At 60.7% G+C, this 24897-nt stretch carries 24 protein-coding genes; 8 read left to right on the forward strand and 16 right to left on the reverse strand.

Translation table 11 applies throughout. The annotated features are described in order from the left end of the window. Positions 1 to 23: 23 nt before the first annotated feature. Together pncC and mltB are read right to left on the reverse strand one after the other, a co-directional pair. Positions 24 to 521, reverse strand: coding sequence for a nicotinamide-nucleotide amidase (gene pncC, locus A3466_RS18675; RefSeq protein WP_063451844.1), 498 nt, complete (start codon positions 519 to 521; stop codon positions 24 to 26). Positions 522 to 654: 133 nt separating this feature from the next. Further along, positions 655 to 1755: a lytic murein transglycosylase B gene (gene mltB, locus A3466_RS18680; protein ID WP_209445942.1), complete on the reverse strand. Its 1101-nt coding sequence runs from the start codon at positions 1753 to 1755 to the stop codon at positions 655 to 657. Between the two features lie 188 nt (positions 1756 to 1943). Between mltB and gutQ the strand changes: the two genes are divergently transcribed. After that, complete coding sequence (gene gutQ, locus A3466_RS18685; protein ID WP_063451846.1) at positions 1944 to 2909, forward strand: arabinose-5-phosphate isomerase GutQ; 966 nt, start codon at positions 1944 to 1946, stop codon at positions 2907 to 2909. Here the strand turns inward: gutQ and norR are convergent. Further along, positions 2906 to 4420 carry a nitric oxide reductase transcriptional regulator NorR gene (gene norR, locus A3466_RS18690; protein WP_063451847.1) on the reverse strand — a complete coding sequence of 505 codons (1515 nt, stop codon included), beginning with the start codon at positions 4418 to 4420 and terminating at the stop codon, positions 2906 to 2908. The genes gutQ and norR overlap by 4 nt on opposite strands. A gap of 187 nt (positions 4421 to 4607) precedes the next feature. On the opposite strand from norR, the gene norV reads away from it, so the two are divergent. Beyond that, complete coding sequence (norV, locus tag A3466_RS18695; protein WP_063451848.1) at positions 4608 to 6056, forward strand: anaerobic nitric oxide reductase flavorubredoxin; 1449 nt, start codon at positions 4608 to 4610, stop codon at positions 6054 to 6056. Continuing rightward, positions 6053 to 7186, forward strand: coding sequence for an NADH:flavorubredoxin reductase NorW (norW, locus tag A3466_RS18700; protein ID WP_063451849.1), 1134 nt, complete (start codon positions 6053 to 6055; stop codon positions 7184 to 7186). Before norV ends, norW begins: the two co-directional genes overlap by 4 nt. A 113-nt stretch (positions 7187 to 7299) precedes the next feature. Here the strand turns inward: norW and A3466_RS18705 are convergent, their stop codons facing one another. The 4 genes from A3466_RS18705 to A3466_RS18720 form a co-directional block, all read right to left on the reverse strand. Then, complete coding sequence (locus A3466_RS18705) at positions 7300 to 8322, reverse strand: HoxN/HupN/NixA family nickel/cobalt transporter (RefSeq protein ID WP_063451850.1); 1023 nt, start codon at positions 8320 to 8322, stop codon at positions 7300 to 7302. Between the two features lies 1 nt (position 8323). Next, positions 8324 to 10540: a carbamoyltransferase HypF gene (hypF, locus tag A3466_RS18710; protein WP_063451851.1), complete on the reverse strand. Its 2217-nt coding sequence runs from the start codon at positions 10538 to 10540 to the stop codon at positions 8324 to 8326. Between the two features lie 6 nt (positions 10541 to 10546). Next, complete coding sequence (gene hydN, locus A3466_RS18715) at positions 10547 to 11092, reverse strand: electron transport protein HydN (protein WP_063451852.1); 546 nt, start codon at positions 11090 to 11092, stop codon at positions 10547 to 10549. A 132-nt stretch (positions 11093 to 11224) separates the two neighbouring features. Continuing rightward, a complete protein-coding gene (locus tag A3466_RS18720) occupies positions 11225 to 12238 on the reverse strand; it encodes a LacI family DNA-binding transcriptional regulator (RefSeq protein ID WP_063451853.1) in 1014 nt (337 codons plus the stop codon). 214 nt (positions 12239 to 12452) lie between these two features. Here A3466_RS18720 and ascF point away from each other — a divergent pair, with 214 nt between their 5' ends. Beyond that, entirely contained in the window at positions 12453 to 13904 is a 1452-nt protein-coding gene (ascF, locus tag A3466_RS18725; RefSeq protein WP_063451854.1) for a PTS cellobiose/arbutin/salicin transporter subunit IIBC, read from the forward strand. Positions 13905 to 13922: 18 nt separating this feature from the next. Further along, positions 13923 to 15347 carry a 6-phospho-beta-glucosidase gene (locus A3466_RS18730; RefSeq protein ID WP_063451855.1) on the forward strand — a complete coding sequence of 475 codons (1425 nt, stop codon included), beginning with the start codon at positions 13923 to 13925 and terminating at the stop codon, positions 15345 to 15347. Between the two features lie 79 nt (positions 15348 to 15426). On the opposite strand, the gene hycI is transcribed toward A3466_RS18730, so the two are convergent. The 9 genes from hycI to hycA form a co-directional block, all read right to left on the reverse strand. Continuing rightward, entirely contained in the window at positions 15427 to 15882 is a 456-nt protein-coding gene (gene hycI / locus A3466_RS18735; RefSeq protein ID WP_063451856.1) for a hydrogenase maturation peptidase HycI, read from the reverse strand. Then, entirely contained in the window at positions 15875 to 16285 is a 411-nt protein-coding gene (locus tag A3466_RS18740; protein WP_063451857.1) for a formate hydrogenlyase maturation HycH family protein, read from the reverse strand. The genes hycI and A3466_RS18740 overlap by 8 nt, the downstream gene beginning before the upstream one ends. Continuing rightward, the gene (locus tag A3466_RS18745) at positions 16282 to 17049 is read right to left on the reverse strand and encodes an NADH-quinone oxidoreductase subunit B family protein (RefSeq protein WP_063451858.1); all 768 of its coding nucleotides are present in this window, start codon (positions 17047 to 17049) and stop codon (positions 16282 to 16284) included. The genes A3466_RS18740 and A3466_RS18745 overlap by 4 nt, the downstream gene beginning before the upstream one ends. Next, complete coding sequence (locus tag A3466_RS18750) at positions 17049 to 17591, reverse strand: formate hydrogenlyase complex iron-sulfur subunit (RefSeq protein WP_063451859.1); 543 nt, start codon at positions 17589 to 17591, stop codon at positions 17049 to 17051. The genes A3466_RS18745 and A3466_RS18750 overlap by 1 nt, the downstream gene beginning before the upstream one ends. Positions 17592 to 17600: 9 nt before the next feature. Then, positions 17601 to 19310: a formate hydrogenlyase subunit HycE gene (gene hycE, locus A3466_RS18755; RefSeq protein ID WP_063451860.1), complete on the reverse strand. Its 1710-nt coding sequence runs from the start codon at positions 19308 to 19310 to the stop codon at positions 17601 to 17603. A 15-nt stretch (positions 19311 to 19325) separates the two neighbouring features. Then, on the reverse strand, positions 19326 to 20249 hold the full coding sequence (locus A3466_RS18760; RefSeq protein ID WP_063451861.1) for a respiratory chain complex I subunit 1 family protein: 924 nt from the start codon (positions 20247 to 20249) through the stop codon (positions 19326 to 19328). A gap of 1 nt (position 20250) precedes the next feature. Continuing rightward, positions 20251 to 22065 carry a formate hydrogenlyase subunit 3 gene (gene hycC, locus A3466_RS18765; protein WP_063451862.1) on the reverse strand — a complete coding sequence of 605 codons (1815 nt, stop codon included), beginning with the start codon at positions 22063 to 22065 and terminating at the stop codon, positions 20251 to 20253. Continuing rightward, entirely contained in the window at positions 22062 to 22670 is a 609-nt protein-coding gene (locus A3466_RS18770; RefSeq protein ID WP_063451863.1) for a 4Fe-4S dicluster domain-containing protein, read from the reverse strand. Before A3466_RS18770 ends, hycC begins: the two co-directional genes overlap by 4 nt. 72 nt (positions 22671 to 22742) lie before the next feature. Next, positions 22743 to 23207 (reverse strand): formate hydrogenlyase regulator HycA, encoded by a 465-nt coding sequence (gene hycA / locus A3466_RS18775; protein ID WP_063451864.1) that lies wholly within the window; start codon positions 23205 to 23207, stop codon positions 22743 to 22745. A gap of 209 nt (positions 23208 to 23416) precedes the next feature. Here hycA and hypA point away from each other — a divergent pair, with 209 nt between their 5' ends. From hypA to A3466_RS18790, 3 genes are read left to right on the forward strand one after another with little or no spacing between them, the layout of a single operon-like run. Next, a complete protein-coding gene (hypA, locus tag A3466_RS18780) occupies positions 23417 to 23767 on the forward strand; it encodes a hydrogenase maturation nickel metallochaperone HypA (protein ID WP_063451865.1) in 351 nt (116 codons plus the stop codon). 3 nt (positions 23768 to 23770) lie between these two features. After that, on the forward strand, positions 23771 to 24634 hold the full coding sequence (gene hypB, locus A3466_RS18785) for a hydrogenase nickel incorporation protein HypB (RefSeq protein ID WP_063451866.1): 864 nt from the start codon (positions 23771 to 23773) through the stop codon (positions 24632 to 24634). Further along, on the forward strand, positions 24625 to 24897 hold the full coding sequence (locus A3466_RS18790) for a HypC/HybG/HupF family hydrogenase formation chaperone (RefSeq protein ID WP_063451867.1): 273 nt from the start codon (positions 24625 to 24627) through the stop codon (positions 24895 to 24897). The genes hypB and A3466_RS18790 overlap by 10 nt, the downstream gene beginning before the upstream one ends.

A 24897-nucleotide genomic window follows, 5' to 3' on the forward strand; every position in this document is an offset into this window, starting at 1 on the left:
TTATACTGTATAGTCATACAGTATCAAGTATTTTGTAGAAATTGTTGCCAGAGCGTTTTTAACGCGTATTCCGTTGCCTGACGACGCACGCTTTCGCGATCGCCACTGAAGCATTCCCGGCGGGTGATCCCTTCACCGTTTGAGGTGGCAAAGCCAAACCAGACGGTGCCGACAGGCTTCACGTCGCTGCCGCCGTCCGGCCCCGCGATGCCGCTGATTGAGATAGCGTAATCTGCGCGCGCCTCTTTTAGCACGCCAATCGCCATCTCGATTACCACCGGCTCGCTGACCGCGCCATGCTGTTCGAGCGTGGCTTCACGCACGCCAATCATCTGCGCTTTAGCCTCGTTACTGTAGGTCACAAAGCCGCGTTCAAACCAGGCGGAACTGCCGGCAATATCGGTAATCACTTTCGCCACCCAGCCGCCGGTGCAGGATTCTGCGGTCGTGATAGTCGCGCCGCGCTGCTTCAGCGCCAGCCCTACTACTTCGCTAAGCTGCATCAATTCATGGTCAGTCATTCTCGCTCCAGGCCTTAGAAAAACATGCAGCACAAGATAGCACTTTCTCGAAAGATATGGGGATGCGCGTCGGGTTTTACGAGGGGGCTTCAGAAAATAGCCGGTGCGGGCGCACCGGCTGCGGAGAAGGCAATTACTGACTGAACGGTGACGCCGCCGGCACGCGCGCCTGAGACACCGCCAGGCCCAGCTGCCACACCGCCATCGCATAATGCGTGCTGTGGTTGTAGCGGGTAATGGTGTAGAAGTTCGGCAGCCCGAACCAGTACTGATAACCCGTTCCGACATCCAGGCGCAGCAGACTCACCTGGTCAACGTTACCCAGCGGCTGCGACGGCGTTAAGCCTGCCGCTGCCAGCTGTGCAACGCTGTATTTGGTCTTAAATCCGTTTTCCAGGCCGAACGCCTCGCCGTTCGCCTGCACCGCCACCTGGCCGCCCGGCGTCCAGCCGTGCGCTTTAAAGTAGTTGGCCACGCTGCCGATGGCGTCTTCGGGATCCCACAGGTTGATATGACCGTCCCCGTTGAAATCTACCGCGTACTGCTTATAGGAAGACGGCATAAACTGGCCGTAGCCCATGGCTCCGGCAAACGACCCTTTCAGATCCAACGGATCGTCCTGTTCGTCTCGCGCCATCAGCAGGAAAGTTTCCAGCTCGGAAGAGAAATACTCTGCGCGGCGCGGGTAGTTGAAGGAGAGCGTCGCCAGCGCGTCGAGGATGCGGGTTTTGCCCATAATGCGGCCCCAGCGGGTCTCCACACCAATAATCCCGACGATAATTTCCGGCGGCACGCCGTAGACCTGACAGGCGCGGTTCAGGGCGTCTTCATACTGATTCCAGAACGCCACGCCGTTCTGCACGTTGTCCGGGGTAATAAACTGTTTGCGGTAGCGCAGCCACGCGCCGTTTGGCCCGGTCGGCACCTGGGCCGACGGTGCCTGCCTGTCCATCAGGCGCAGCACGTAGTCCAGACGCTTCGCCTGAGACAAAATGGCATGCAGCTGCTGGCGGTCAAAACCGTGCTTGCTCACCATTTTATCGATGAACTGTTCGGCCGCAAGGTTATTCGCGAAGTCGCCGCCCATCTGCATCATATTATGCTGTGGTTCCAGCAGGAACCCGCCGGAAGGCGCGCCAGCCGTTGGCTGAACGGCTTCAGTTTTGGGTTTGCTACTACAGGCGGACAGAAGAATAAGCGCAGGTAACAGCGCTGCATAACGACGCTTGAACATGTGGCATCCATTTAACGAGTTCGGTAAGAACCCAGTATGGTAAAGCATCCCCGACTCCTCAAGGAAGCGGTTATATGACCGTAAGCAAAATCTTTATCATTGACCACGGTCTGCGCAGGGAGAATGCATTATGATAAGCGCCCCGTCTGTCAGAGGGAGGATGAGAACGATCGTAACCGGAGAGAAAAATGAGTGATTTTCTGTTAAACGCAGGCCGTCAGACCCTGCTGCTGGAACTCCAGGAAGCCAGCCGCCTGCCGGAGCGTCTGGGTGAGGATTTTGTTCGTGCAGCCAACGCTATTATCCACTGCGAAGGCAAAGTGATCGTGGCGGGTATCGGTAAATCCGGCCATATCGGCAAGAAGATTGCCGCGACGCTTGCCAGCACCGGCACTCCGGCGTTTTTCGTTCACCCTGCCGAAGCGCTGCACGGCGATTTGGGGATGATCGAAAGCCGCGACGTGATGCTGTTTATCTCCTACTCCGGTTCAGCCAAAGAGCTGGATCTCATCATCCCTCGCCTGCAAGAAAAATCGGTAGCCCTGTTAGCGATGACCGGAAAACCCCGCTCGCCGCTGGCGTTGGCCGCGAAAGCAACGCTGGATATTTCCGTTGAGCGCGAAGCCTGCCCGATGCACCTGGCCCCCACCTCCAGCACCGTCAACACGCTGATGATGGGCGACGCGCTGGCCATGGCGGTGATGCAGGCGCGCGGCTTTAGTGAAGAAGATTTTGCCCGCTCTCACCCTGCGGGCGCGCTCGGCGCACGTCTGCTCAACAAGGTACACCACCTGATGCGCACGGACGATGCCATTCCGCAGGTCAAGCTCGACACCAGCGTGATGGACGCCATGCTGGAGCTGAGCCGCACCGGGCTGGGGCTGGTTGCAGTGTGCGACAACGACCGCCAGGTGAAGGGCGTCTTCACCGACGGCGACCTGCGCCGCTGGCTGGTGGGCGGCGGCAAACTGGAGGCGCGGGTATCCGAAGCAATGACACGGGGCGGGCTGACGCTGAATGCCGAGAGCCGCGCCATTGAAGCCAAAGAGGTGCTGATGAAGCGTAAAATCACCGCCGCACCGGTGGTGGACGAGCACGGCAGGCTGTGCGGCGCAATCAACCTGCAAGACTTCTACCAGGCGGGAATACTTTAACCCTTAAGCCCCAGACGTTTCGCCAGCCTGTGGAGGTTGGCGACGTCCATCTCCAGCGCCCGCGCGCACGCCGCCCAGCTGCGGTTATTCTGCTCCAGCGCGCGGGTAATCATCTGGCGCTGGAACGCGTCCGTCGCCTCGCGCAGGTTTTCGTTCACGCTCTCCGGTAAAACTGGCTTAACGGACGGCGTCGTTTCCTCATGCAGCGCAAAATGGCGCGCATGAATAACCACTTCATCCCCCGAACGCGTTGCCCGCGCCAGCACCACCGCACGGTGGATCGCATGTTCCAGCTCACGCACGTTTCCCGGCCAGCCGTAGCTCAGAAGGTGTGTCCTCGCACCGGGGCTTAGCACCACGCGGGAGAGCCCCATTTTGAGCCGACACTGTTCACAGAAAAAGCCCGCCAGCAGTACCACGTCATCGCCCCGCTCGCGCAGCGGCGGCACCGTGAGCGGGAATACGCTCAGGCGGTGGAACAGATCGGCGCGGAAATTACCCGCCAGCACCTCTTCGCGCAGATCGCGGTTCGTCGCCGCCAGCACGCGCACATCCACGCGTAAGCTGCGATCGTCACCCACGCGTTGAATATCGCCATACTGCAACACGCGCAGCAGCTTGGCCTGGAGCGAAAGGGAGAGCTCGCCAATTTCATCGAGGAACAGCGTGCCGTTATCGGCCATTTCGAACTTGCCGCTGCGGTTGCTGATCGCCCCGGTAAACGCCCCTTTGACGTGACCAAACAGCTCGCTTTCCGCGACGCTCTCCGGCAGCGCCGCGCAGTTGAGGTACACCAGCGGGTTCACCGCGCGCGGCGAAGCTTCGTGGATCGCTTTCGCCACCAGCTCTTTACCGGTGCCGGTTTCCCCGAAGATCAGCACGTTCAAATCAGACGCGGCGACAATCTCAATCTCTTTTTTGAGCTGCTCCATGCCCGGTGAAAGGCCGATCATCTCGGTGTGCGCCACCTGCTCAAACGCCGTCGGGCTACCGGGAAGAATATTCTGGCTCTCCAGCTGTTCTATCAGCAGGGCATTGTTCAGCGCCCCGGCGGCCAGCGCGGCAATCAGCCGTAGCTCTTCGTCGCTGAAGGTGTCGAACTGATCCGGCGACATGCCGTCGAGGGTTAATGCGCCAATCAGATTCTGCCCGGCGAACAGCGGCAGGCCAATACAGGCGTGCACCTTCAGGCTCTCCTGCCCCGGAATCAGGCCGTCGTACGGATCGGGCAGATCGCTGTCTGCCGGGAAACGCACCACATCGCCCGCGCGGGCGATGGTTTCCAGACGCGGGTGCCCCTCCAGCGTAAAGCGCCGCCCGAGTACGTCCTTCGCCAGGCCGTCGATAGCCAGCGGAATAAACTGCCGCCCTTCGTAACGCAGCAGCGCCGACGCATCGCAATCCAGCACGTGGCGCAACGTGGAGATCAGCCGTTGAAAGCGGTCCTGATGACCAATACCGGTTTGCAGTTCTATGGCGATTTTCGCCAGGACGTCTACGGAAAAGCTCATGTCAGCCTCACTGTCATTTTGACAATACATAATGTCATATTGACAATTTTTAAGATAGTCATAATGACTATCCATTATGGGCCATAAAATAATAAACTTTTAAAATTCAATAATATAAAAAGTTGGCACGCAACTTGATATAAGCAAACCATCTTATTTGAAAACGCTGTATTAAGTTGAGGTTGCTATGTCTATTCTGGTTAAAAATAACATTCATTGGGTGGGTCAACGTGACTGGGAAGTACGTGATTTTCACGGCACGGAATACAAAACGCTGCGCGGCAGCAGCTACAACAGCTATCTCATCCGTGAAGGTAAAAACGTCCTGATCGATACCGTCGATCACAAATTCAGCCGTGAGTTCGTGCAGAACCTGCGCGGTGAAATCGACCTGAACGACATCGACTACATCATCATCAACCATGCGGAAGAGGATCACGCCGGGGCCCTGACCGAGCTGATGTCTTATATTCCGGATACTCCGATCTACTGCACCACCAACGCCATTGACTCCATCAACGGTCACCACCACCATCCGGAGTGGAACTTCCACACCGTAAAAACCGGCGATTCGCTGGATATCGGCAACGGCAAGCAGCTGATCTTCGTGGAAACTCCGATGCTGCACTGGCCGGACAGCATGATGACCTACATGACCGGTGACGCGGTGCTGTTCAGTAACGACGCCTTCGGCCAGCATTACTGCGACGAACGTCTGTTCAATGATGAAGTGGATCAGACCGAGCTGTTCGAACAGTGCCAGCGCTACTACGCCAATATCCTGACCCCGTTCAGCCGTCTGGTCACGCCAAAAATCACCGAGATCCTCGGCTTCAACCTGCCGGTGGATATGATTGCGACCTCCCACGGCGTGGTATGGCGTGAAAACCCCACCCAGATCGTCGAGCTGTACCTGAAATGGGCGGCGGATTACCAGGAAGACCGCATCACCATCTTCTACGACACCATGTCCAACAACACCCGCATGATGGCGGACGCGATAGCCCAGGGTATCAACGAAGTTGACCCGAACGTGGCGGTGAAAATCTTCAACGTGGCGCGTAGCGATAAAAACGAAATCCTGACCAACGTCTTCCGCTCCAAGGGCGTGCTGGTGGGTACCTCCACCATGAACAACGTGATGATGCCGAAGATTGCCGGACTGGTGGAAGAGATGACCGGCCTGCGCTTTCGTAACAAGCGCGCCAGCGCCTTTGGCTCTCACGGCTGGAGCGGCGGCGCGGTAGACCGTCTCTCCACGCGTTTACAGGATGCCGGCTTTGAGATGTCCATGAGCCTGAAAGCGAAATGGCGTCCGGACCTCGACGCGCTGGAAGTCTGTCGCCAGCACGGCCGCGACATTGCCCGCCAGTGGGCGCTTGCGCCGCTGCCGGAAACCGCCCCCGCCGCGGCGGATGCGCCGGAAGCCGTAGCAGAAGCCGCCCCTGCCGCTGCCGACCTCGGCCCTTGCATGCAGTGCAGCGTCTGCCAGTGGATTTACGATCCTGAACTGGGCGAGCCGTTGCAGGATGTCGCGCCGGGTACGCCATGGAGCGAGGTGCCGGACAACTTCCTCTGCCCTGAATGTTCCCTCGGGAAAGACGTCTTTGATGAACTGGCAACGGAGGCAAAATGAGCCACGGCATCGTCATTATCGGCTCGGGCTTTGCCGCCCGCCAGCTGGTGAAAAATATCCGCAAACAGGATGCAAACGTGCCGTTGACGGTGATCGCCGCCGACAGCATGGACGAGTACAACAAGCCTGATTTAAGCCACGTCATCAGCCAGAATCAGCGCGCCGACGATCTCACCCGCCAGACGGCGGGGGAGTTCGCAGAGCAGTTTAACCTGCGTCTGTTTCCGTACACCTGGGTTACAGATATTGACGCCGACGCCCATGTGGTGAAAGCGAAAGATCATACCTGGCAATACGACAAGCTGGTGCTGGCGACGGGCGCCTCTGCGTTTGTGCCGCCGGTTGAGGGCCGCGAGCTGATGGTCACCCTCAACAGCCAGCAGGAGTATCAGGCCAGCGAAACCCGGCTACGCGATGCCGCCAGGGTGATGATTGTCGGCGGCGGGCTGATTGGCACCGAGCTGGCGATGGACTTCTGTCGGGCGGGTAAATCCGTCACCCTGGTTGACCACGCGGCCAGCATTCTGTCGGCGCTGATGCCGGCAGAAGTAAGCAGTCGCTTACAGCATCGTCTGACCGACATGGGCGTGCATCTGCTGCTGAAATCGCAGTTGCAGAGCCTGAGCAAAACCGAAACCGGCGTTCTTGCAACGCTCGATCGCCACCGCAGCGTGGAAGTGGATGTGGTTATCGCGGCGACGGGTTTGCGCCCGGAAACCGCGCTGGCGCACCGCGCAGGCGCCGAAATAAACCGCGGCGTGAAGGTAGACAGCTACCTGCAAACCACCCAGCCGGACATTTATGCCCTGGGCGACTGCGCGGAAATTAACGGAAAGGTGCTGCCGTTCCTGCAACCGATTCAGTTAAGCGCCATGTTCCTGGCGAAAAACCTGCTCGGCGGCAGCGCACCGGTGAAGCTACCCGCCATGCTGGTGAAAGTAAAAACGCCGGAATTACCGCTGCATCTCGCCGGTGAAACGCAGCGTCAGGATCTGAACTGGCAGATAGCCATAGAGCCTCAGGGCATGGTGGCGCGCGGCACGGATGCTGAGGGTCAGACGCGCGCCTTTGTCGTCAGCGAAGACAGAATGAAGGAGGCCTTCGCGCTGCTGAAATCGCTCCCTGCTTAACCCTCGTAATGCCGGGTGGCGCTCCGCTTACCCGGCCTACTCAACACCATAACGGCAAACCTTGTAGGCCCGCGCAAGCGCAGCGCCGCCGGGCAAAAACAGGGCTGCGTGGTTCAGGACCGCACCACCAGCGCGTCATAGCCGCGCCAGCGGTAGTTCACCATTGAGATCAGCCAGCAGGCGACAAACAGCCCGACCACCACAAACCCGGCGTCGCCCAGGTTGTCGTTCACCACGCCAATCAGATCCCACACGCCGCCGCTGAGGGCGAACTTGTCCATCAGCAGACCCAGCGCTTCCAGCCCGCCGATGAACAGCGCCACCACCATCGAGGTGCCGGTGATGGTCATGTTGTAGTACAGCTTGCGCTGCGGCTTGTTGAACGCCCAGCCGTAGGCACCCACCATCAGCAGGTTATCGAGCGTATCCACCAGCGCCATGCCGCTGGCGAAGAGCGCCGGGAAGATCATGATCGACCACACCGACATCCCGCTGGAGGCGCTGGCGGCGGAGATCCCCAGCACGCCAATTTCGGTGGCCGTGTCGAAGCCGAGGCCAAACAGGAAACCCACCAGATACATCTGCCAGCTTTTATTGACGAGGCGGAAGGTTTTGCCGAACAGCCAGTTCATGACGCCACCCTGCGCAGGCAGCGTAATGTCACCCTGCACGGGCCTGCCGTTTTTCAGCGACTGGAAACTGCGCCAGACGCCGCGCAGGATCACCATATTCACCAGCGCCATCGCCAGCAGGAAGGTGGCGGAAACGGCGGTGCCAATCAGGCTGCCGGTTTCGTGGAACCACGCCATATTTTTTTGAAACGCCGTGGCGGTCGCCGCAATGGCGATGGACGCCAGCACCACGATGGTGGAGTGTCCGAGGGAAAACCATGCGCCCACGCCGGACGGACGTTTGCCCTGCTGCATCATCTTACGCGTGACGGTATCAATCGCCGCGATATGGTCGGCATCCACCGCGTGGCGCAGCCCGTAACACCAGGCCAGCAGGCTGGCCGCCATCAGCGCCGTACTGCCGCTAAAGGTTTGCCACGCCAGCCCCCAGGCCAGCAGATTAGCCATCACCAGAGCCAGCAGCAGGCACGCTGCACGAGGTTCATTGCGTAAAAGTCGTAACATTTTAAATCCTTTGTGAACATGACCGGGCGGCAGCAATCACCGCCTGCCCGAAGGAGATCGCTCCGTCACCTGCGGGCAGGCGCGAAGGAAACAGAAGCGTGAAATCGGAAAGGTAATGACGAAGGCGCGCGCGCAGCAGGCGGTTGTGAAGGACACCTCCGCTGAAGCACACCGTAGAGAGCGACAGTCGGCGCGCATGCGTTGCCGCCAGTTCACTCAGCCCCTTCGCCAGCGCATCGTGAAATGCCCAGGCGCGCTCGCCGGGTTCCGCCCGCCAGGCCAGCCACTGCTGCCAGAACAGCGTGAGGTTATCCGCCTGTAGCGTCACCGGATGCTCGACTCCCGCGCACCGTTCGGCCAGCGCCTCCAGCCGGCACGCGGCTTCGCCCTCATAGCGCTGCGTTTCAATGCCCAGCGCACAGGCCACGGCGTCGAACAGCCGACCACAGGAAGAGGCCAGCGGCGCATTGATACCGCGTGACACCGCCGTTGCCAGCAGCGGCCAGTTTTGACGCTGTACCGCCTCTGTTTCCGGGTACTGCTGCCAGTCGGGTACGAACGTCAGGCAGTGGGCGAGCAAATTGCGCCACGGCTGTTTCGCTGCCAGATCGCCCCCGGGCAGCGCAACGGCTGGCAGACCGCCCAGCCGTTCGCAGTCGAGATAGTTCACCCGCAGGCACTCGCCGCCCCACAGCGCGCCATTCTCGCCCATGCCGATCCCGTCCAGCGTCAGGGCAATCGCATCCTCGCCGTCCAGCGGCCAGCCGTTCTCCGCCAGACACGCTGCCGCATGCGCGTGATGATGTAGCACGGTTGCAACGGGCAGCCCCTGCGCCTGCGCCCACCGTTGGGCGTGATATCCCGGATGGGCGTCGCACACCACGCGTTCCGGCTGAAAAGCGTAAATCTGCTGCATCAGCGCCAGCGCCGCGCGCCACTGGGCATCAACGCCCTCGTCGCGAAGGTTGCCAAAATGCTGGCTCAGCACCGCCTGGCTGCCCCGCACCATACAGAAGGTATTTTTCATGTCCGCGCCGGTGCACAGCATGGGAGGGATATCGCGAAATCCGGCGGGTAATGTGATGGCATCCGGTACAAAACCCCGCGCGCGACGCAGCATTGCGCCCTCCTGATCCATCACCGAATCATCCATCCGTTGCAGAATGTCGCGGTTGTGTAGCAGGAAACCGTCAGCCACGTCGCGGAGCGCTTCCAGCGCCTGCGGGTTGGTGATGGCGGGCGGGCGACCGCTGAGGTTACCGGAGGTCATCACCAGCGGACGCCGGCACGCCATCACTAACAAATGCTGGATCGGGTTCGCGGGCAGCATCACGCCGACCGTATTCAGCCCCGGCGCAATCTCCTCAGGAAACGCGGGAAGAGAGGCTTTTGGCGTCAGCACAATCGGCGCAGCGGAAGAGCGTAACCGCGTCTGAATGGCCTGCGGCAGATCATCCGCACGGGGGATCATCACCGCCAGCGGCTTCGTCGGGCGCTGCTTGCGCGCCCGCAACGTCTGTACCGCCCGGGGGTTAAGCGCGTCGCAGACCAGATGAAATCCCCCCAGCCCTTTAACCGCCACGATCCCGCCGTTTTTCAGCCTCTCCACCGCCGCGTTTAAGGCCGATTCGCGGGTGGCAATAGTGTCTCCGGCTCGCCACTCCAGCTGCGGTCCACAGTCCGGGCAGGCCACCGGCTGGGCGTGAAAACGGCGATCGGCCGGATTGCGGTATTCCGTTTCGCACGGCAGACAGAGGGGAAATGGGGCCATCGACGTGGCCGGTCGGTCATACGGCATGGCGCGGATGATGGTGAAACGCGGGCCGCAGTGGGTGCAGTTAATAAACGGGTAGCGATAGCGACGTTCGCGGGGATCGCGCATCTCCGCCAGGCACGCGGGGCAGGTGGCGGCATCCGGGACGATTTGCGTGTCCATCGCCCCGCTCTCGCTGTGGCGGATGACAAACGCGTCCGGCAGCGTCGTCCAGTTGAACGGCTGCGTTTCAACGTGATCGATACGCGCCAGCGGTGGGCAATCCTGGCGCAGTCTCGCGGTAAAGTCCCCCCCACTGCCCGCGAGACGCACCAGGACCCCCTCTCCGTCGTTGCACACGTCGCCTGTCAGCTTCAGCCGATGCGCCAGCTGCCAGACGAAGGGCCGAAACCCTACGCCCTGCACTTTGCCGCGCACCCGAAGCTGTACGCCGTTCACGCGCATTGCAGCTTAAAACAGCAGCGATGACGAGGTGTCGAACGCCGCGCGGCGGCGTTTTTCGGCACTCATCTGTTCGAGCTTGTCGCGATCGACGCAGACCAGCGCATGCGTCGGACAGGCTTCCATACACGCCGGACCGGCGTCGCGGTGGTAGCAGAGGTCACATTTATTGGCTTCGGCTTTCTCCGCGCGCACGCTCAGCCCGATACCGCTGTTGCGCACCACCGGGCGAACCACCACCTCCATCGCGCCATACGGACACGCCACCACGCAGGTTTTGCACCCGATGCAGCGCTCCTGCATCACGTGCACAAAACCTTTCTCGCGCTTGATCGCGCCGTTCGAACAGACGTTGGCGCACGGCGCATCTTCACACTGGCGACAGATAGCGGCGGTGGAAATATTCACGCCTTTAATGACGTGAATGCGCGGCAGGAAAGTGTCGGGAGTCAGAGCGGCGCAATCCTGCTCTGCCTGATGGGACACCACGCACGCGACCTCACAGGTACGGCAACCAATGCATTTACTGGCATCGGCCATAATAAAACGGTTCATCTGCTTCTCCGGCATAACTGTTATGCGCGAAGATATTCATAAACCGTGCCAGTTTTTAATTTATTGATTTAAAAGAAGATAAATAACGTTGATCGCTGTCATCGTCATTAGTGACGATGACAGATGTCGACGTCAGCGATGCGGGCCGTCAGTAACGGAGTCGCGCAGGACAAGCTCACCGGAGAAGGTTTGCTGGTATTTAAACTCACCGCCGTCGAGCATGAAAATCAGGCGGCTGATGGTCTCCTGGATCATTGCCGTCACCGGAATGCGCACGCTGGAGAGAGACGGCACGATGTAGGGCGCAATCGCCACGTCGTCAAAGCCGATGACGGACACCGCGGCCGGCATGGCGACGCCGCTCTCGTGCAGCTGCTTGATGGCACCGATCGCCATATCGTCATTGCTCGCCACCAGCGCGGTAAACGCTTCGCCACGGCTGAGCAGCTGTGTGACCGCCGCCGCGCCGCTGGCCGGGCTCCACTTCCCTTCAGCGATCAGCGCGTCGCGCAGGGCAATGCCGTGCTGCGCCAGGGCGTCCCGGTAGCCGGAGAGTCGCTCCACGCCGGTCGGTGAATCCAGCGAGCCGGTGATAAACGCAATGTCCCGGTGGCCTTTCGCGATCAGCTGCGAAACCGCGTCCTGACACGACGCTTTATGATCGGACCAGACGCTGTGGCTGCTGTTTTTCCGCAAACGGCGGTTGAGCACCACGATCGGCTGCTCGCATTTGTCGATAATCTCGTCCAGCTCTTCCACGCTCAGAAAACGCGGGTAGATGATCACCGCATCACAGCGCATATCCAGCAGGTACTGGATCGCCTCGCGCTCTTCTTCGGCGCTGTGTTTACCATCCGCCAGGATCAGCTGACGCCCTTTTTCTTCCGTCATCCGCGCAGCGTTAAAGAGCAGCTCGCTAAAGTAGACGCCGTGATACAGAGTGTTGGTCACCACCAGCCCCAGGGTCTGGGTGCGTTTGGTCGCCAGGTTACGCGCCAGCAAATTGGGGCGATACCCGCTCTCTTCGATGGCCTGAAATACCCGATCTTTGGTCTCCTGGCTAACGTAGCCGTTTCCCGACAGCACCCGGGAGACCGTCGCTTTCGACACGCCCGCCCGCTTCGCCACTTCCAGCATCGTGGTCATAGTGTTATTCCCTTCAAAACCGATGAGCCGCAGTGTACTTCACCGCAGAAAAATTGTCGCAGCAGCGTTGTCACGCTTTTTACGGTCACGAGTGATCGTCATCACGAAACGAAAAAATGCATAAAAAGCGATCTTGTGCGTTCAAAAGAAACTCATGATGATTATGTGAAACCGGTTTCCTACATTTCTCACAACGATAACAGGAACATTTCCGATGGCCAAAAACTACGCCGCGCTGGCAAACGACGTTGTCAGCGCGCTAGGCGGCAAAGACAACATCGTCGCCGTCACCCACTGCATGACGCGCCTGCGCTTCGTTCTGAAAGACGAAAGCCTTACCGACGCCGCGCGCCTGAAAAGCATCAGCGGCGTGCTCGGCGTGGTGCGCAACGACAACCAGTGCCAGGTGATTATTGGCAATACCGTGTCCCAGGCGTACCGTGAAGTGGTGAACCTGCTGCCAGCCAACCTGCAACCTGCCGTACCGGAAGGTCCACAGAAACTCACGCTGCGCCGGATTGGCGCGGGGATCCTCGACGCGCTGATCGGCACCATGTCGCCGCTGATCCCGGCGATCATCGGTGGCTCGATGGTCAAGCTGCTGGCGATGATCCTCGAAATGACCGGCGTGCTGGAAAAAGGCGCGCCGACGCTCACCATTCTGACGGTCATCGGCGACGGAGCCTTCTTCTTCCTGCCGCTGATGGTGGCGGCTTCCGCAGCGGTGAAGTTCAAAACCAACATGTCGCTGGCGATTGCCATTGCGGGCGTGCTGGTTCACCCGAGCTTTATCGAGCTGATGGCGAAAGCCGCGCAGGGCGAGCACGTTGAGTTCGCCCTGATCCCGGTGACGGCGGTGAAATACACCTACACGGTGATCCCGGCCCTGGTCATGACCTGGTGCCTGTCGTATATCGAACGCTGGGTGGACAGAATTACCCCGGCGGTGACGAAAAACTTCCTGAAGCCGATGCTGATCGTGCTGATTGCCGCCCCGCTCGCCATCGTGCTGATTGGCCCGCTGGGGATCTGGATCGGAAGCGCCATTTCCGCGCTGGTCTACACCATCCACGGCTATCTGGGCTGGCTGTCCGTTGCCATTATGGGCGCGCTGTGGCCGCTGCTGGTGATGACCGGGATGCACCGCGTCTTTACGCCAACCATCATCCAGACCATTGCCGAAACGGGCAAAGAAGGGATGGTGATGCCGTCGGAAATCGGCGCTAACCTGTCGCTCGGCGGCTCGTCGCTGGCGGTGGCGTGGAAAACGAAAAACCCGGAGCTGCGCCAGACGGCGCTGGCGGCGGCGGCCTCCGCCATCATGGCGGGGATATCTGAACCGGCCCTGTACGGCGTGGCGGTACGTCTGAAGCGCCCGCTGATTGCGAGCCTGATCAGCGGCTTTATCTGCGGCGCGGTCGCGGGCATGGCTGGCCTTGCCAGCCACTCGATGGCGGCGCCGGGGCTGTTCACCAGCGTGCAGTTCTTCGATCCGGCCAACCCGATGACCATCGTCTGGGTGTTTGGCGTGATGGGGCTGGCGGTCGTGCTGTCGTTTGTCCTGACCCTGCTGTTAGGGTTCGAGGATATTCCGGTTGAAGACGAAGCCGAAAAAGCACGCGCCCTGCAAACCGCACCGGTACAGAACAAAGCAGCAGAAGCATAAACTGAAAGCGAGGTAAGAATGTCTGTTTTTCCACAAGGATTTTTATGGGGCGGCGCGCTTGCCGCCAACCAGAGTGAAGGTGCTTACCGTGAAGGCGGCAAAGGACTGACGACGGTCGATATGATCCCCCATGGCGCACACCGTCTGGCGGTAAAGGTCGGTAAGGAAAAACGGTTTTCGTTGCGTGACGACGAATTTTACCCGAGCCACGAGGCGATTGATTTTTACCATCGCTACAAAGAAGACATCGCCCTGATGGCGGAGATGGGCTTTACGGTGTTCCGCACCTCGATTGCCTGGAGCCGCCTCTATCCGAACGGCGACGAGCCGCTGCCAAATAAAGAGGGCATCGCCTTCTACCGAGCGGTGTTTGAGGAGTGCAAAAAGTACAACATCGAGCCGCTGGTGACCCTGTGCCATTTCGACGTGCCGATGCACCTGGTGACGGAGTACGGCTCCTGGCGCAACCGCAAAATGGTGGATTTCTTCGCCCGCTACGCCCGCACCTGCTTCGAGGCGTTTAACGGGCTGGTGAAATACTGGCTGACCTTCAACGAAATCAACATCATGCTGCACAGCCCGTTCTCCGGCGCAGGGCTGGTGTTTGAAGAAGGTGAAAACGAGGATCAGGTGAAATACCAGGCCGCGCACCACGAGCTGGTGGCGAGCGCGCTGGCGACCAAAATCGCCCACGAGGTCAACCCGGAAAACCAGGTCGGCTGCATGCTGGCGGGCGGTAATTTTTACCCGTACTCCTGCAAGCCGGAAGACGTGTGGACGGCGATGGAGAAAGATCGTGAGAACCTGTTCTTCATCGACGTGCAGGCGCGCGGCAGCTATCCGGCCTACTCTGCCCGCGTGTTCCGCGAAAAAGGCGTCGTGATTGTGAAAGATCCCGGTGACGACGAACTGCTGAAAAACACCGTCGATTTTGTCTCGTTCAGCTATTACGCCTCGCGCTGCGCGTCGGCGGATATGAACGCGGGCAACACCAGCGCGGCGAACATCGTGAAGTCTCTGCGTAACCCGCACGTTCAGGTAAGCGAGTGGGGCTGGGGTATTGATCCGCTCGGCCTGCGCATCACCATGAACATGATGTACGACCGCTACCAGAAGCCGCTGTTCCTGGTGGAAAACGGCCTCGGCGCGAAGGACGTCATCGATGAAAATGGCGAGATCCACGACGACTACCGCATCAGCTACCTGCGCGAGCATATCCGCGCGATGGGCGATGCAATTGCGGACGGCGTGCCGCTGATAGGCTACACCACCTGGGGCTGCATCGACCTGGTGTCTGCCTCAACGGGGGAGATGAGCAAGCGCTACGGGTTTGTGTACGTTGACCGCGACGACGCCGGCAACGGGACGCTGGAGAGAAAGCGCAAAAAATCGTTCTGGTGGTATAAGAAGGTGATTGCGAGTAACGGGGCGGATCTGGCGTAGCCTGTTGCCCGGTGGCGCTACGCTTACCGGGCCTACGGTTTTGTAGGCCGGGTGAGGCGTAGCCGCCACCCGGCACTGCTCAGAGCGGAGAAAACCCGCCGTCCCCAACCCACCCCGCCAGCCGCGAATACACCTCCTCCACCGCCTCTTTCACCGGCGGCGTCATCGGGTAATAAAATCCGACAATGTCCGGCTGGATACCCAAAAACAGCACCTCGCCCACGTCGTCCCTGATCTGATCGATAAGGTAGTTCAGCGGCATATTGTGGGTAGTCATCATAAACATCTCGGCGATGTCGTCCGGGTCAATCAGGCGGATTTCGCCCGGGTTCAGCCCCATATCGGTGGCATCCACAATCAACAGCCTTTCCGGGCGCAGCTCGCGAATGGCCACCACGTCGTTTTCCGGCGCGCTGCCGCCGTCGATTACCACCCAGTCGCCCTGCGGTTTTGCGCCACACATCTCCGCCAGCAGCGGGCCCGCGCCGTCGTCGCCCATCATGCTGTTGCCGACACACAGTAAAACGTCAGTCACGTAATCTCCTCACCATCAGGTAGATGGCGCTCTCCTGATGAATATCGTGCAGCATGCCGAGCAGCGTTTTGCTCCACGCCTGCTGCGCCGGGGTTTGCCTGCCGAGCGCCGCGTCAAAGGCGTTGGCGAGCATTGTGATATGGTTGGCGTCGATGACGATCTCGCCGTACTTCGGTACGCCCTCCATCTTGCGCCGCGCCGGGCTGCCCTCCTCCAGCGTGGCGATCCACGCCAGGTATTCCGTCCACGGGCAGGTTAGTGCCGCCTCCAGACAGTCGATCACCCCGAGGTGGTGCCCAATCGCCAGGCTGTAATAGACCACCTGCTGCGCCGCATCCGGCGTGGCATCGTTCTCATCAATAAACTTACGGCTCAGCTGGCTGAACACCACCGTTTCACTCATCGGATACGCGCCTCATCCACAATGCTGTTCAGGTTCGCCACGATCTCATTGAGACGCGGATCGTTTTCCGCCTCCAGCCAGCGCGCCACCTGATGGTCGCCCTGGCTCAGCAGGCGCAGGTAATCGTCGGCAATCTGACGCCCGTAACGGTAGCCCGCCAGCCTGCGCGCCATGCGGTCCACCTTCACGCGCAGCGGCTGGACCATGTCCGGATGCAGAATGGCCGCAGGCTGGTTGTCGTTCTCGCCAGGGGCGCGGGCGTGGATCTTCTGCTCCAGCAGGCCGAGCGCCATCGCAAAGCCGTACAGCGTGGCGGCGGGCGTCGGCGGGCAGCCCGGAATATAGACATCCACCGGCACGATTTTGTCGGTGCCGCCCCAGACGCAGTAAAGATCGTGGAAGATGCCGCCGCTGTTGCCGCAGGCGCCGTAGGAGATGCATATTTTTGGATCCGGCGCAGACTGCCAGGCGCGCAGCGCGGGCGATCGCATGGCGCGGGTCACCGCCCCGGTAAACAGCAGAATGTCCGCATGGCGCGGAGACGGCACCACTTTGATGCCGAAGCGCTCGGCGTCAAACAGCGGCGACAGGGTGGCGAAGATCTCGATCTCACAGCCGTTGCAGCCGCCGCAGTCCACGCGGTAAACGTAGGCCGAGCGTTTGATTTTTTTCAGCAGCGACGCCTTCATGCTGGCGATGGACTCCTCCACCGTCAGCGGCACCGGAATGCCGTTATCGTCGCGCGGGCCGAGTAAGTTTTCCATCAGCTGGCCTCTCTCATATGGCGGGTTAAATCGATGCGGTCAGACGGCAGCAGGCACTTCTGACGCTTACACTCCGGGCAGGTTTCGAAACTTTCACGGTGCTGCTCCGCGCGGGCGTCGCCGTTGTGCTTCAGCAGCGCGATAGCGTAGTCGATCTCTTTTTGCACGGCGAACGGACGCTTGCAGACGCGGCAGGTGCACAGCGCGAAGCGCGACTGCTGGAGAAAATCCTCTTTTTTCCACACCGCCAGCTCGTACTCCTGGGAAAGTCGAATGGCGACGGTCGGGCAGACCTCCTCGCAGCGGCCGCAGAAGATGCAGCGCCCGAGGTTAAACTGCCAGGCCAGCTCGCCGGTTTTGAGGTCCGTTTCCACCGTTAAGGCGTTCGACGGGCAGGCGTTGACGCAGGCCGCGCAGCCGATGCACTGCTGCGGGTTATGCTCCGGCTTGCCGCGAAAGTTTTTATCCACCGGGATCGGCTCCAGCGGATAGCTGCTGGTCTGCGCGCCGGTTTTGATCGCTTTTTTGATAAAGGTAAACATGGCGAGTCCTTATTTCAGCGGCGAGTTCTTGCGCTCAATGCTGTAACGCTCAAGCTCTTTGTACGGCACCACCTGGCTTTTCTTCTTACGCACGTCCACCACCGTCATGCGGTCGGTGCAGGAGTAGCACGGATCGAGGCTGCCGATGATCAGCGGCGCGTCAGAGACCGTGTTACCGCGCAGCATATAGCGCAGGGTAGGCCAGTTGGCGTAGGTCGCCGCACGACAGCGCCAGCGGTAGAGCTTCTGGTTGTCGCCGGTCATGCTCCAGTGGATATCATCCCCGCGCGGCGCTTCGGCAAAGCCGAGGGCAAAGCGGTTTGGAATATAGGTGAAACCTTCCACCATCAGCGGACCGCCCGGCAGGTTGTCCAGGCCGAAGTCGATCATGTTCAGGGCGGTGTAGACCTCGTTGATCCGCACCTTGAGGCGAGAAATCACGTCGCAGCCCTGTTCGCTGTGCACGGTCATCGGCAGCAGGCCGTAGCCGACGAACGGGTGATCGGCGCGGGTGTCGCGGGCGTGGCCGCTGGCGCGCACCATCGGGCCGACGTTGCTGAAATCGCGGGCAATTTCAGGATCAAGACGACCAATCCCGACGGTGCGCTGCTCGATGTTTGGCGTGCTGAGCAGCATGTCCACCAGTTCCTGCACGTCGCGACGCATCTGCTGCGCCAGCTGGCGGGTCTTGATCATGTCGTCTTTCAGCAGGTCGCGGCGGATCCCGCCGATCAGGTTCAGGCCGTAGGTTTTACGCGCCCCGGTGAGAATTTCCGCCATTTTCATCGACGCTTCGCGCACGCGGAAGAACTGCATAAACCCGGAGTCAAAGCCGACGAAGTGGCAGGCCAGACCGAGGTTTAGCAGGTGCGAGTGCAGGCGCTCCACCTCCAGCAGAATGGCGCGGATCATCTGCGCGCGCTCCGGCACCACGATCCCCATGCCGTTCTCCACCGAGGTGGTGTAGGCGGTGCTGTGGGCGAAGCCGCAGATGCCGCACACGCGGTCTGAGAGGAACGTGACCTCGTTATAGCCCATGCGGGTTTCCGCCAGCTTCTCCATGCCGCGGTGGACGTAGAACAGGCGGTAGTCGGCGTCGATGATGTTTTCGCCGTCAACGAACAGGCGGAAGTGGCCCGGTTCGTCGGAGGTGACGTGCAACGGGCCGATCGGCACCACGTTGTTCTTCTTGCTGCCCAGCTCGTTGATAAACTCGTAGGTTTCGCTGTCGGTGGTCGGCGCCGGGCGCTGGCGGTAGTCCATGCTGTCCTTGCGCAGAGGATAGAGTTCATCCGGCCAGTCGTCCGGCAGCACCAGACGACGCTCGTCCGGCAGGCCGACCGGCACCAGGCCGTACATGTCGCGCACCTCGCGCTCACCCCAGACGGCGGCAGGAACGCGCGGCGTTACGGACGGGTATTCCGGCTTGTTCGGGTCGACCTCGACGCGCACGGTGAGCCAGCACTTCTCGCCCTGCTCCATCGACATCACGTAGTACACCGCATAGTTGCCGCACAGCTGTCGCTCGTCGTTGCCGAACAGCACCGATAACCACCCGCCCTGCCGGTAGTAAAGAAACTCCACCACTTCCGGCAGATAGTTGACCTTTACGGTAATGGTGATCTGGTCTTTGGTTTGCCAGGACTCCTCCAGCACCACGCCGGGGAAGGCCTGATGCAACGCGGCGAGATACTGCTGACCTTTCTTTTCTTCAGACATAAATACTCTCTTTAATCACGCCACCAGCAAGGAGACGAACGCTAAAAATGCAAAACCAAAACCGGCCCAGGTGATGCGCGAGGTTGCTGCAAAACGCAGGCGCGCCATGCTGTTCTCAAACAGGGCGATGACCAGCACGCCGATAAGCAGCTTGAGCGCGGCCACCACCACGGCCAGCAGCAGGCCGCCCACAGAGAAGTGCGTCATCTGCCCCCACGGGAAGAAAACGCCCACGAACATCTGCAACACGACGAGCTGCTTAAGGCTGATGCCCCACTTCAGTACCGCAAAGCCGTAGCCGCTGTACTCGGTAAGCGGCCCTTCCTGTAGCTCCTGCTCCGCTTCCGCGAGATCGAACGGCAGCTTGCCCATCTCAATAAACGTGGCGAACGCGCATGCGCAGAGTGCCAGTACGAGCGGGATGGAGCGGGCCACCGGCCAGTGGTAAACGGTGTCGGTGATAAAGCTGATGTGGGTCGAACCTGCAACCTGCGCGGCCACCCACAGCCCCAGCAGCAGGATCGGCTCAACCAGCACGCCGAGCATCGCCTCGCGGCTGGCGCCGATGCCGGTAAACGGGCTGCCGGTGTCCAGGCCCGCAATCGCAAAGAAGAAGCGCACGATGGCGAAGAGGTAGATGAGCGTAATCAGATCGCCGAGCATCGGCAGCGGCGAGCCTACCGTGACCACCGGCAGCGCGGTGGCGATGGTCAGCATCACGCCGACCATCACAAACGGCGTCAGGCGGAACACCCAGCCTGCGGCATCCGGTGCGACGCTCTGGCGGGAGAGCAGTTTGAAGAGATCGCGGTACTCCTGGAGCACGCCAGGCCCGCGACGGTTGTGCATTCGGGCGCGCGCCACGCGCGTGATGCCCGACAGCAGCGGCGCGACGGCGAACAGCGCCAGCGCCTGAAGAATTGCCAGTAACAGACTCATGTCAGGCTCCTCGTGAAATCACAATCACCACCAGCACCGCCAGCTCGATCAGCGCCAGCCGGCGGAACAGCACGGGCACGGCAGCGCTCTGCCAGCCCGGCACCCAGCCCTGCGGGTTAAGCCACTGGCGCAGCTTCAGCACGGCGGCGAAGTTCTCCTTGACCGGCATGGCAAAACCGTGGGCGGTGATAACCATCGACGGCTCGTGTACGTAACCGCAGGCCCACGCCGCGCCGCGCGTGCGGGAGGCGAGACGGTCGCGTCTGAAGAACAGCATCAGCACGAACGGCAGCAGCGGTGCGGCAATCAGCAGCAGCGCCATCATCGGCTGGGAGACAACGGTATGCGCCGTCGCCAGCTGCAGCGGAACGGCGTGGCCCAGCAGCGGCAGCAGCCACGGCGCGGCAACCCCGCCCGCAATGCAGCACAGCGCCAGCGCGACCACGCTGGTGGCCATCAGTACCGGGGCGCAGCAGGCGTTTTCCGCTTCGCGTGTACGCGGCGCGCCGAGGAAGGTGACGCCGTAAACCTTCGCCATGCACATCACCGCCAGCGCGCCGGTGATCGCCAGGCCCACCGCCAGCAGCGGGCCGAGTAAACGCCCGATAAACGCGTCGCTCTGACCGAGCGCGAAGAAGGACTGGTAAATCACCCACTCTCCGGCAAAGCCGTTCAGCGGCGGCAGCGCGGCCATCGCCATCAGCCCCACCAGCATCGCCAGCGAAATCACCGGCATCTTTTTGCCGATGCCGCCGAGCTTTTCGATATCGCGGTGCCCGGTGCGGAACCAGACGCTGCCCGCGCCGAGGAACAGGGTGCTTTTAAACAGGCTATGGTTGACGAGGTGATACAGACCGCCGATAAACCCGGCGGCAATCAGCGCCGGCTGGTTAAGCGCCAGCCCGGTGACGCCCGCGCCCATGCCGAGCAGGATAATCCCGATATTTTCCAGGGTGTGGTACGCCAGCAGACGCTGGATGTTGTGCTCCATCAGGGCGTACAGCCCGCCGACAAAGGCGGTGATCATCCCCGCAATTAGCAGTGCCACGCCCCACCACAGCGGCGGCTGACCGCCCGTCAGGGTTATCATAAGGACACCGAACAGACCGACCTTCATTACCACCGTCGAAAACAGCGCGGCGGCGGGCGCAGAGGCATTCGCGTGCGCCTGCGGAACCCAGCCGTGCAGCGGGATAATCCCGGCCAGCAGGCCAAAACCTACGACGCCCAATAGCCAGACGTCGTTGCCCAGCGTCTGGCCGTTAAGCGCGGCAAAGTCCAGGGTGCCGAAACGCTGCCACACCAGCCAGCAGGCCAGCGCCAGCAGCAGCGTGCCGAGGCGTCCGAGTGCAAACCATAGCTTGCCGGAGGCGCTGCATCCGGTCAGGAACACGCCACACAGCGCCATGATTTCGGCCATCACCACCAGCGCGCCAAGGTTGCTGGCGATAACCGTGCAGACCGCGGCGGCCATCAGCAGGTTAACCAGCAGGCCGTTCGCTTTGGTCTGCTGATGGCGGTGCCAGTCGATATTAAACAGGCTGATAAACAGCCCGCACAGGCCAAAGGTCACCAGCCAGATGGCGTTCAGCGGCGTGAGTTCAACGGCGTGGTGAATCAGCGGAAGGGTTGTGTCGACGGGTTGGCCGTCGAACAGGACAACGCCGCCCGCCGCCAGCGTCATCAGGCTGCCGACCGCCCCGCCGATGCCGGCGATCCAGCCGCTCAACGTTTTATGGAAGGAGACGATCGGCGCCAGGACCGCGGCGGCGGCAAACCAGGCCACGCCGCTGGTCATCATTACTATCGCGTTCATTTCGCCCCCTCGTTTAGCGCCCGCAGCAGCGAAAGATCGCCGACGTCGGTATTAATGGTCAGCTCGCGCTTACGCTTGCTGGTGCGGGCAATATCGCGAATGTTAACCAGGACCAGCGCCCGGGTCGGGCAGGTCCGCACGCAGGCCGGGCCCTGCTCATCAAAGCTACACAGGTCGCACTTCACCGCGACGGCGCGCACGCCCGGCACCCAGTCCAGCAGCGTGCTCACGCGTGCCGGAGCCGGTGGCGCAGGCGGCGCTTTCGGGGTGTTGGCATTCGCCGGAATATGCAGCGGACGGCTGCCGGAAAATTCAATGGCACCGAACGGACAGGCGATGGCGCACAGCTTGCAGCTCACGCACAGACTTTCGTTCAGCTGCACTGCGCCATCGACGCGGGTGATGGCATTGACGGGACAGACGCCCGCGCACGGGGCATCTTCACAGTGGTGACAGAGCTGCGGGGCAGACTCTTTCTCATTACGCATGACGCGCAGGCGCGGCATGGACTGGAGCCCGTGCAGGCGGTGCGTTTCCGAGCACGCCGCCTCACAGGTCCGACAGCCAATACAGACCGTCGAGTCAGCAATTACAAAACGGTTCACCGGGCAATCCTCTGGTGATGGTCATTTTTGACGAAAAAAACTGTCTTATCGACACTTCTCGACACGCGTTTTTCAGGCCACGTTCGCTGAGGATTTTCCGTCGATCAGCTGTTTCAGGTTGATCGGCCGATCATGCTCAACGGCGGCGTAGAGGCCGTTGTAAACCGGCGCGATTTTCTCCAGATAGTGCTCCAGCACCTGCTGGCGATCGCGGTTACTGACGTGACCGTCCACCATGCCGTCGGCCATCAGCTGCGCCCGGGCGATGCAGTGCCTGTCGCCCTCTTTCGTTTCGACGTAGTACTCAATCGTGTGGCTGTTGAAGGTCTCCGCCAGGGTGACGTAAATCGTAAAGTGACCGAACAGCACAAAGCGCATGTCCCCCTGCGCTGCACAGCTCATGGCGTGATGCAGGTGGGCCTTCGACAGCGTAATCCCCTGGATCAGTGAATTGCAGTACAGGTGCCATTGCTCCTGGAGCTGCTGATGACGTTGCGCGATGTAATCCGCTTTTTCGCTAATTTCCCAAATAGTCATAAAAGGTATCCGGTTAATGGAGTTAGCGGCTGTTAAGCAGATTTCGTGCCATTTTTTAATTGATTGATTTAAATGAATTTTACAGGAAAGCATACTGTCACCGCCGCGGTGTCGACGTGTCATTTCGACAGCGTTGACATCGTCACGCCGTAGCCAAAACCAAGCTGGCACCGTTATTGCATTGAAGGGCAATTCATTAAGGAGGCGTCATGCACGAAATCACCCTCTGCCAGCGGGCCCTGGAACTTATCGAACAGCAGGCTGTGCAGAACCACGCAAAACGCGTGACCGGCGTCTGGCTGAAGGTCGGCGCCTTTTCCTGCGTCGAGACCAGCGCCCTCACCTTCTGTTTTGAACTGGTGTGCCGCGGCACGCTGGCGGAAGGCTGCGCGCTGCATATCGAGGATCAGCAGGCAGAGTGCTGGTGCGAGCAGTGTCAGCAGTACGTCACGCTGCTTTCATCGAAAGTGCAGCGTTGTCCGCAGTGTCAGAGCAGCGGGCTGCGCATCGTGGCGGATGACGGCATGCAGATCCAGCGCCTCGAAATCGAGAAGGAGTAAGTTATGTGTAGTACCTGCGGTTGCGCCGAAGGCAACCTGTATATAGAAGGGGATGAACACCGTCCTCACTCCGCGTTTCGCTCCGCGCCCTTTTCCCCTGCCCCGCGTCCCGCGGTGGCACTGACCGGCATCACCTTTGCGCCGCAGCGTTCCGACGCGGGCGACCTGCATTATGGCCACGGCGAAGCGGGCACCCACGCGCCGGGCATGAGCCAGCGCCAGATGCTGGAGGTGGAGATCGACGTGCTGGACAAAAATAACCAGCTTGCCGCCCGCAACCGCGCCCGCTTTGCGGCCCGTCAACAGCTGGTGCTGAACCTGGTCTCCAGCCCCGGCTCCGGTAAAACCACCCTGCTGACCGAAACCCTCAAACGGCTGAACCAACGCATCTCCTGCGCGGTGATCGAAGGCGATCAGCAAACCGTTAACGACGCGGCGCGCATCCGCGAAACCGGCACGCCCGCCATTCAGGTTAACACCGGCAAGGGCTGTCACCTGGATGCGCAGATGATTGCCGACGCCGCCCCGCGCCTGCCGCTGGAAGCGCACGGCATTCTGTTTATCGAAAACGTCGGCAACCTGGTGTGCCCGGCAAGCTTCGACCTTGGCGAACGGCATAAAGTGGCGGTGCTCTCCGTTACCGAAGGAGAGGACAAGCCGCTGAAGTATCCGCATATGTTTGCCGCCGCCTCCCTCATGCTGCTGAACAAAGTCGACCTGCTGCCGTACCTCAACTTCGACGTGGATAAGTGCGTGTCTTTCGCCCGGGAAGTGAACCCGGACATTGAGATCCTGCTGGTTTCCGCCACGCGCGGTGACGGGATGGACGCCTGGCTGAACTGGCTGGAGAGCGAACGATGTGCATAGGCGTTCCCGGACAAATTCATTCCATTGACGGCAATCTGGCCAGGGTGGAGGTCTGCGGCATCCTGCGTGATGTCGACCTGACGCTGGTGGGCAGCCACGACGAAACCGGCGCATCGCGTCTCGGCCAGTGGGTGCTGGTCCACGTGGGGTTTGCCATGAGCGTGATTAATGAAGAGGAAGCCCGCGACACGCTGGACGCGCTACAGAATATGTTCGACGTTGAGCCGGACGTGGGCGCCCTGCTGTATGGGGAGGAACGATAA

It is taken from the genome of Enterobacter genomosp. S, assembly GCF_001631805.1.
In the GTDB taxonomy this organism is placed as follows: domain Bacteria; phylum Pseudomonadota; class Gammaproteobacteria; order Enterobacterales; family Enterobacteriaceae; genus Enterobacter; species Enterobacter quasihormaechei.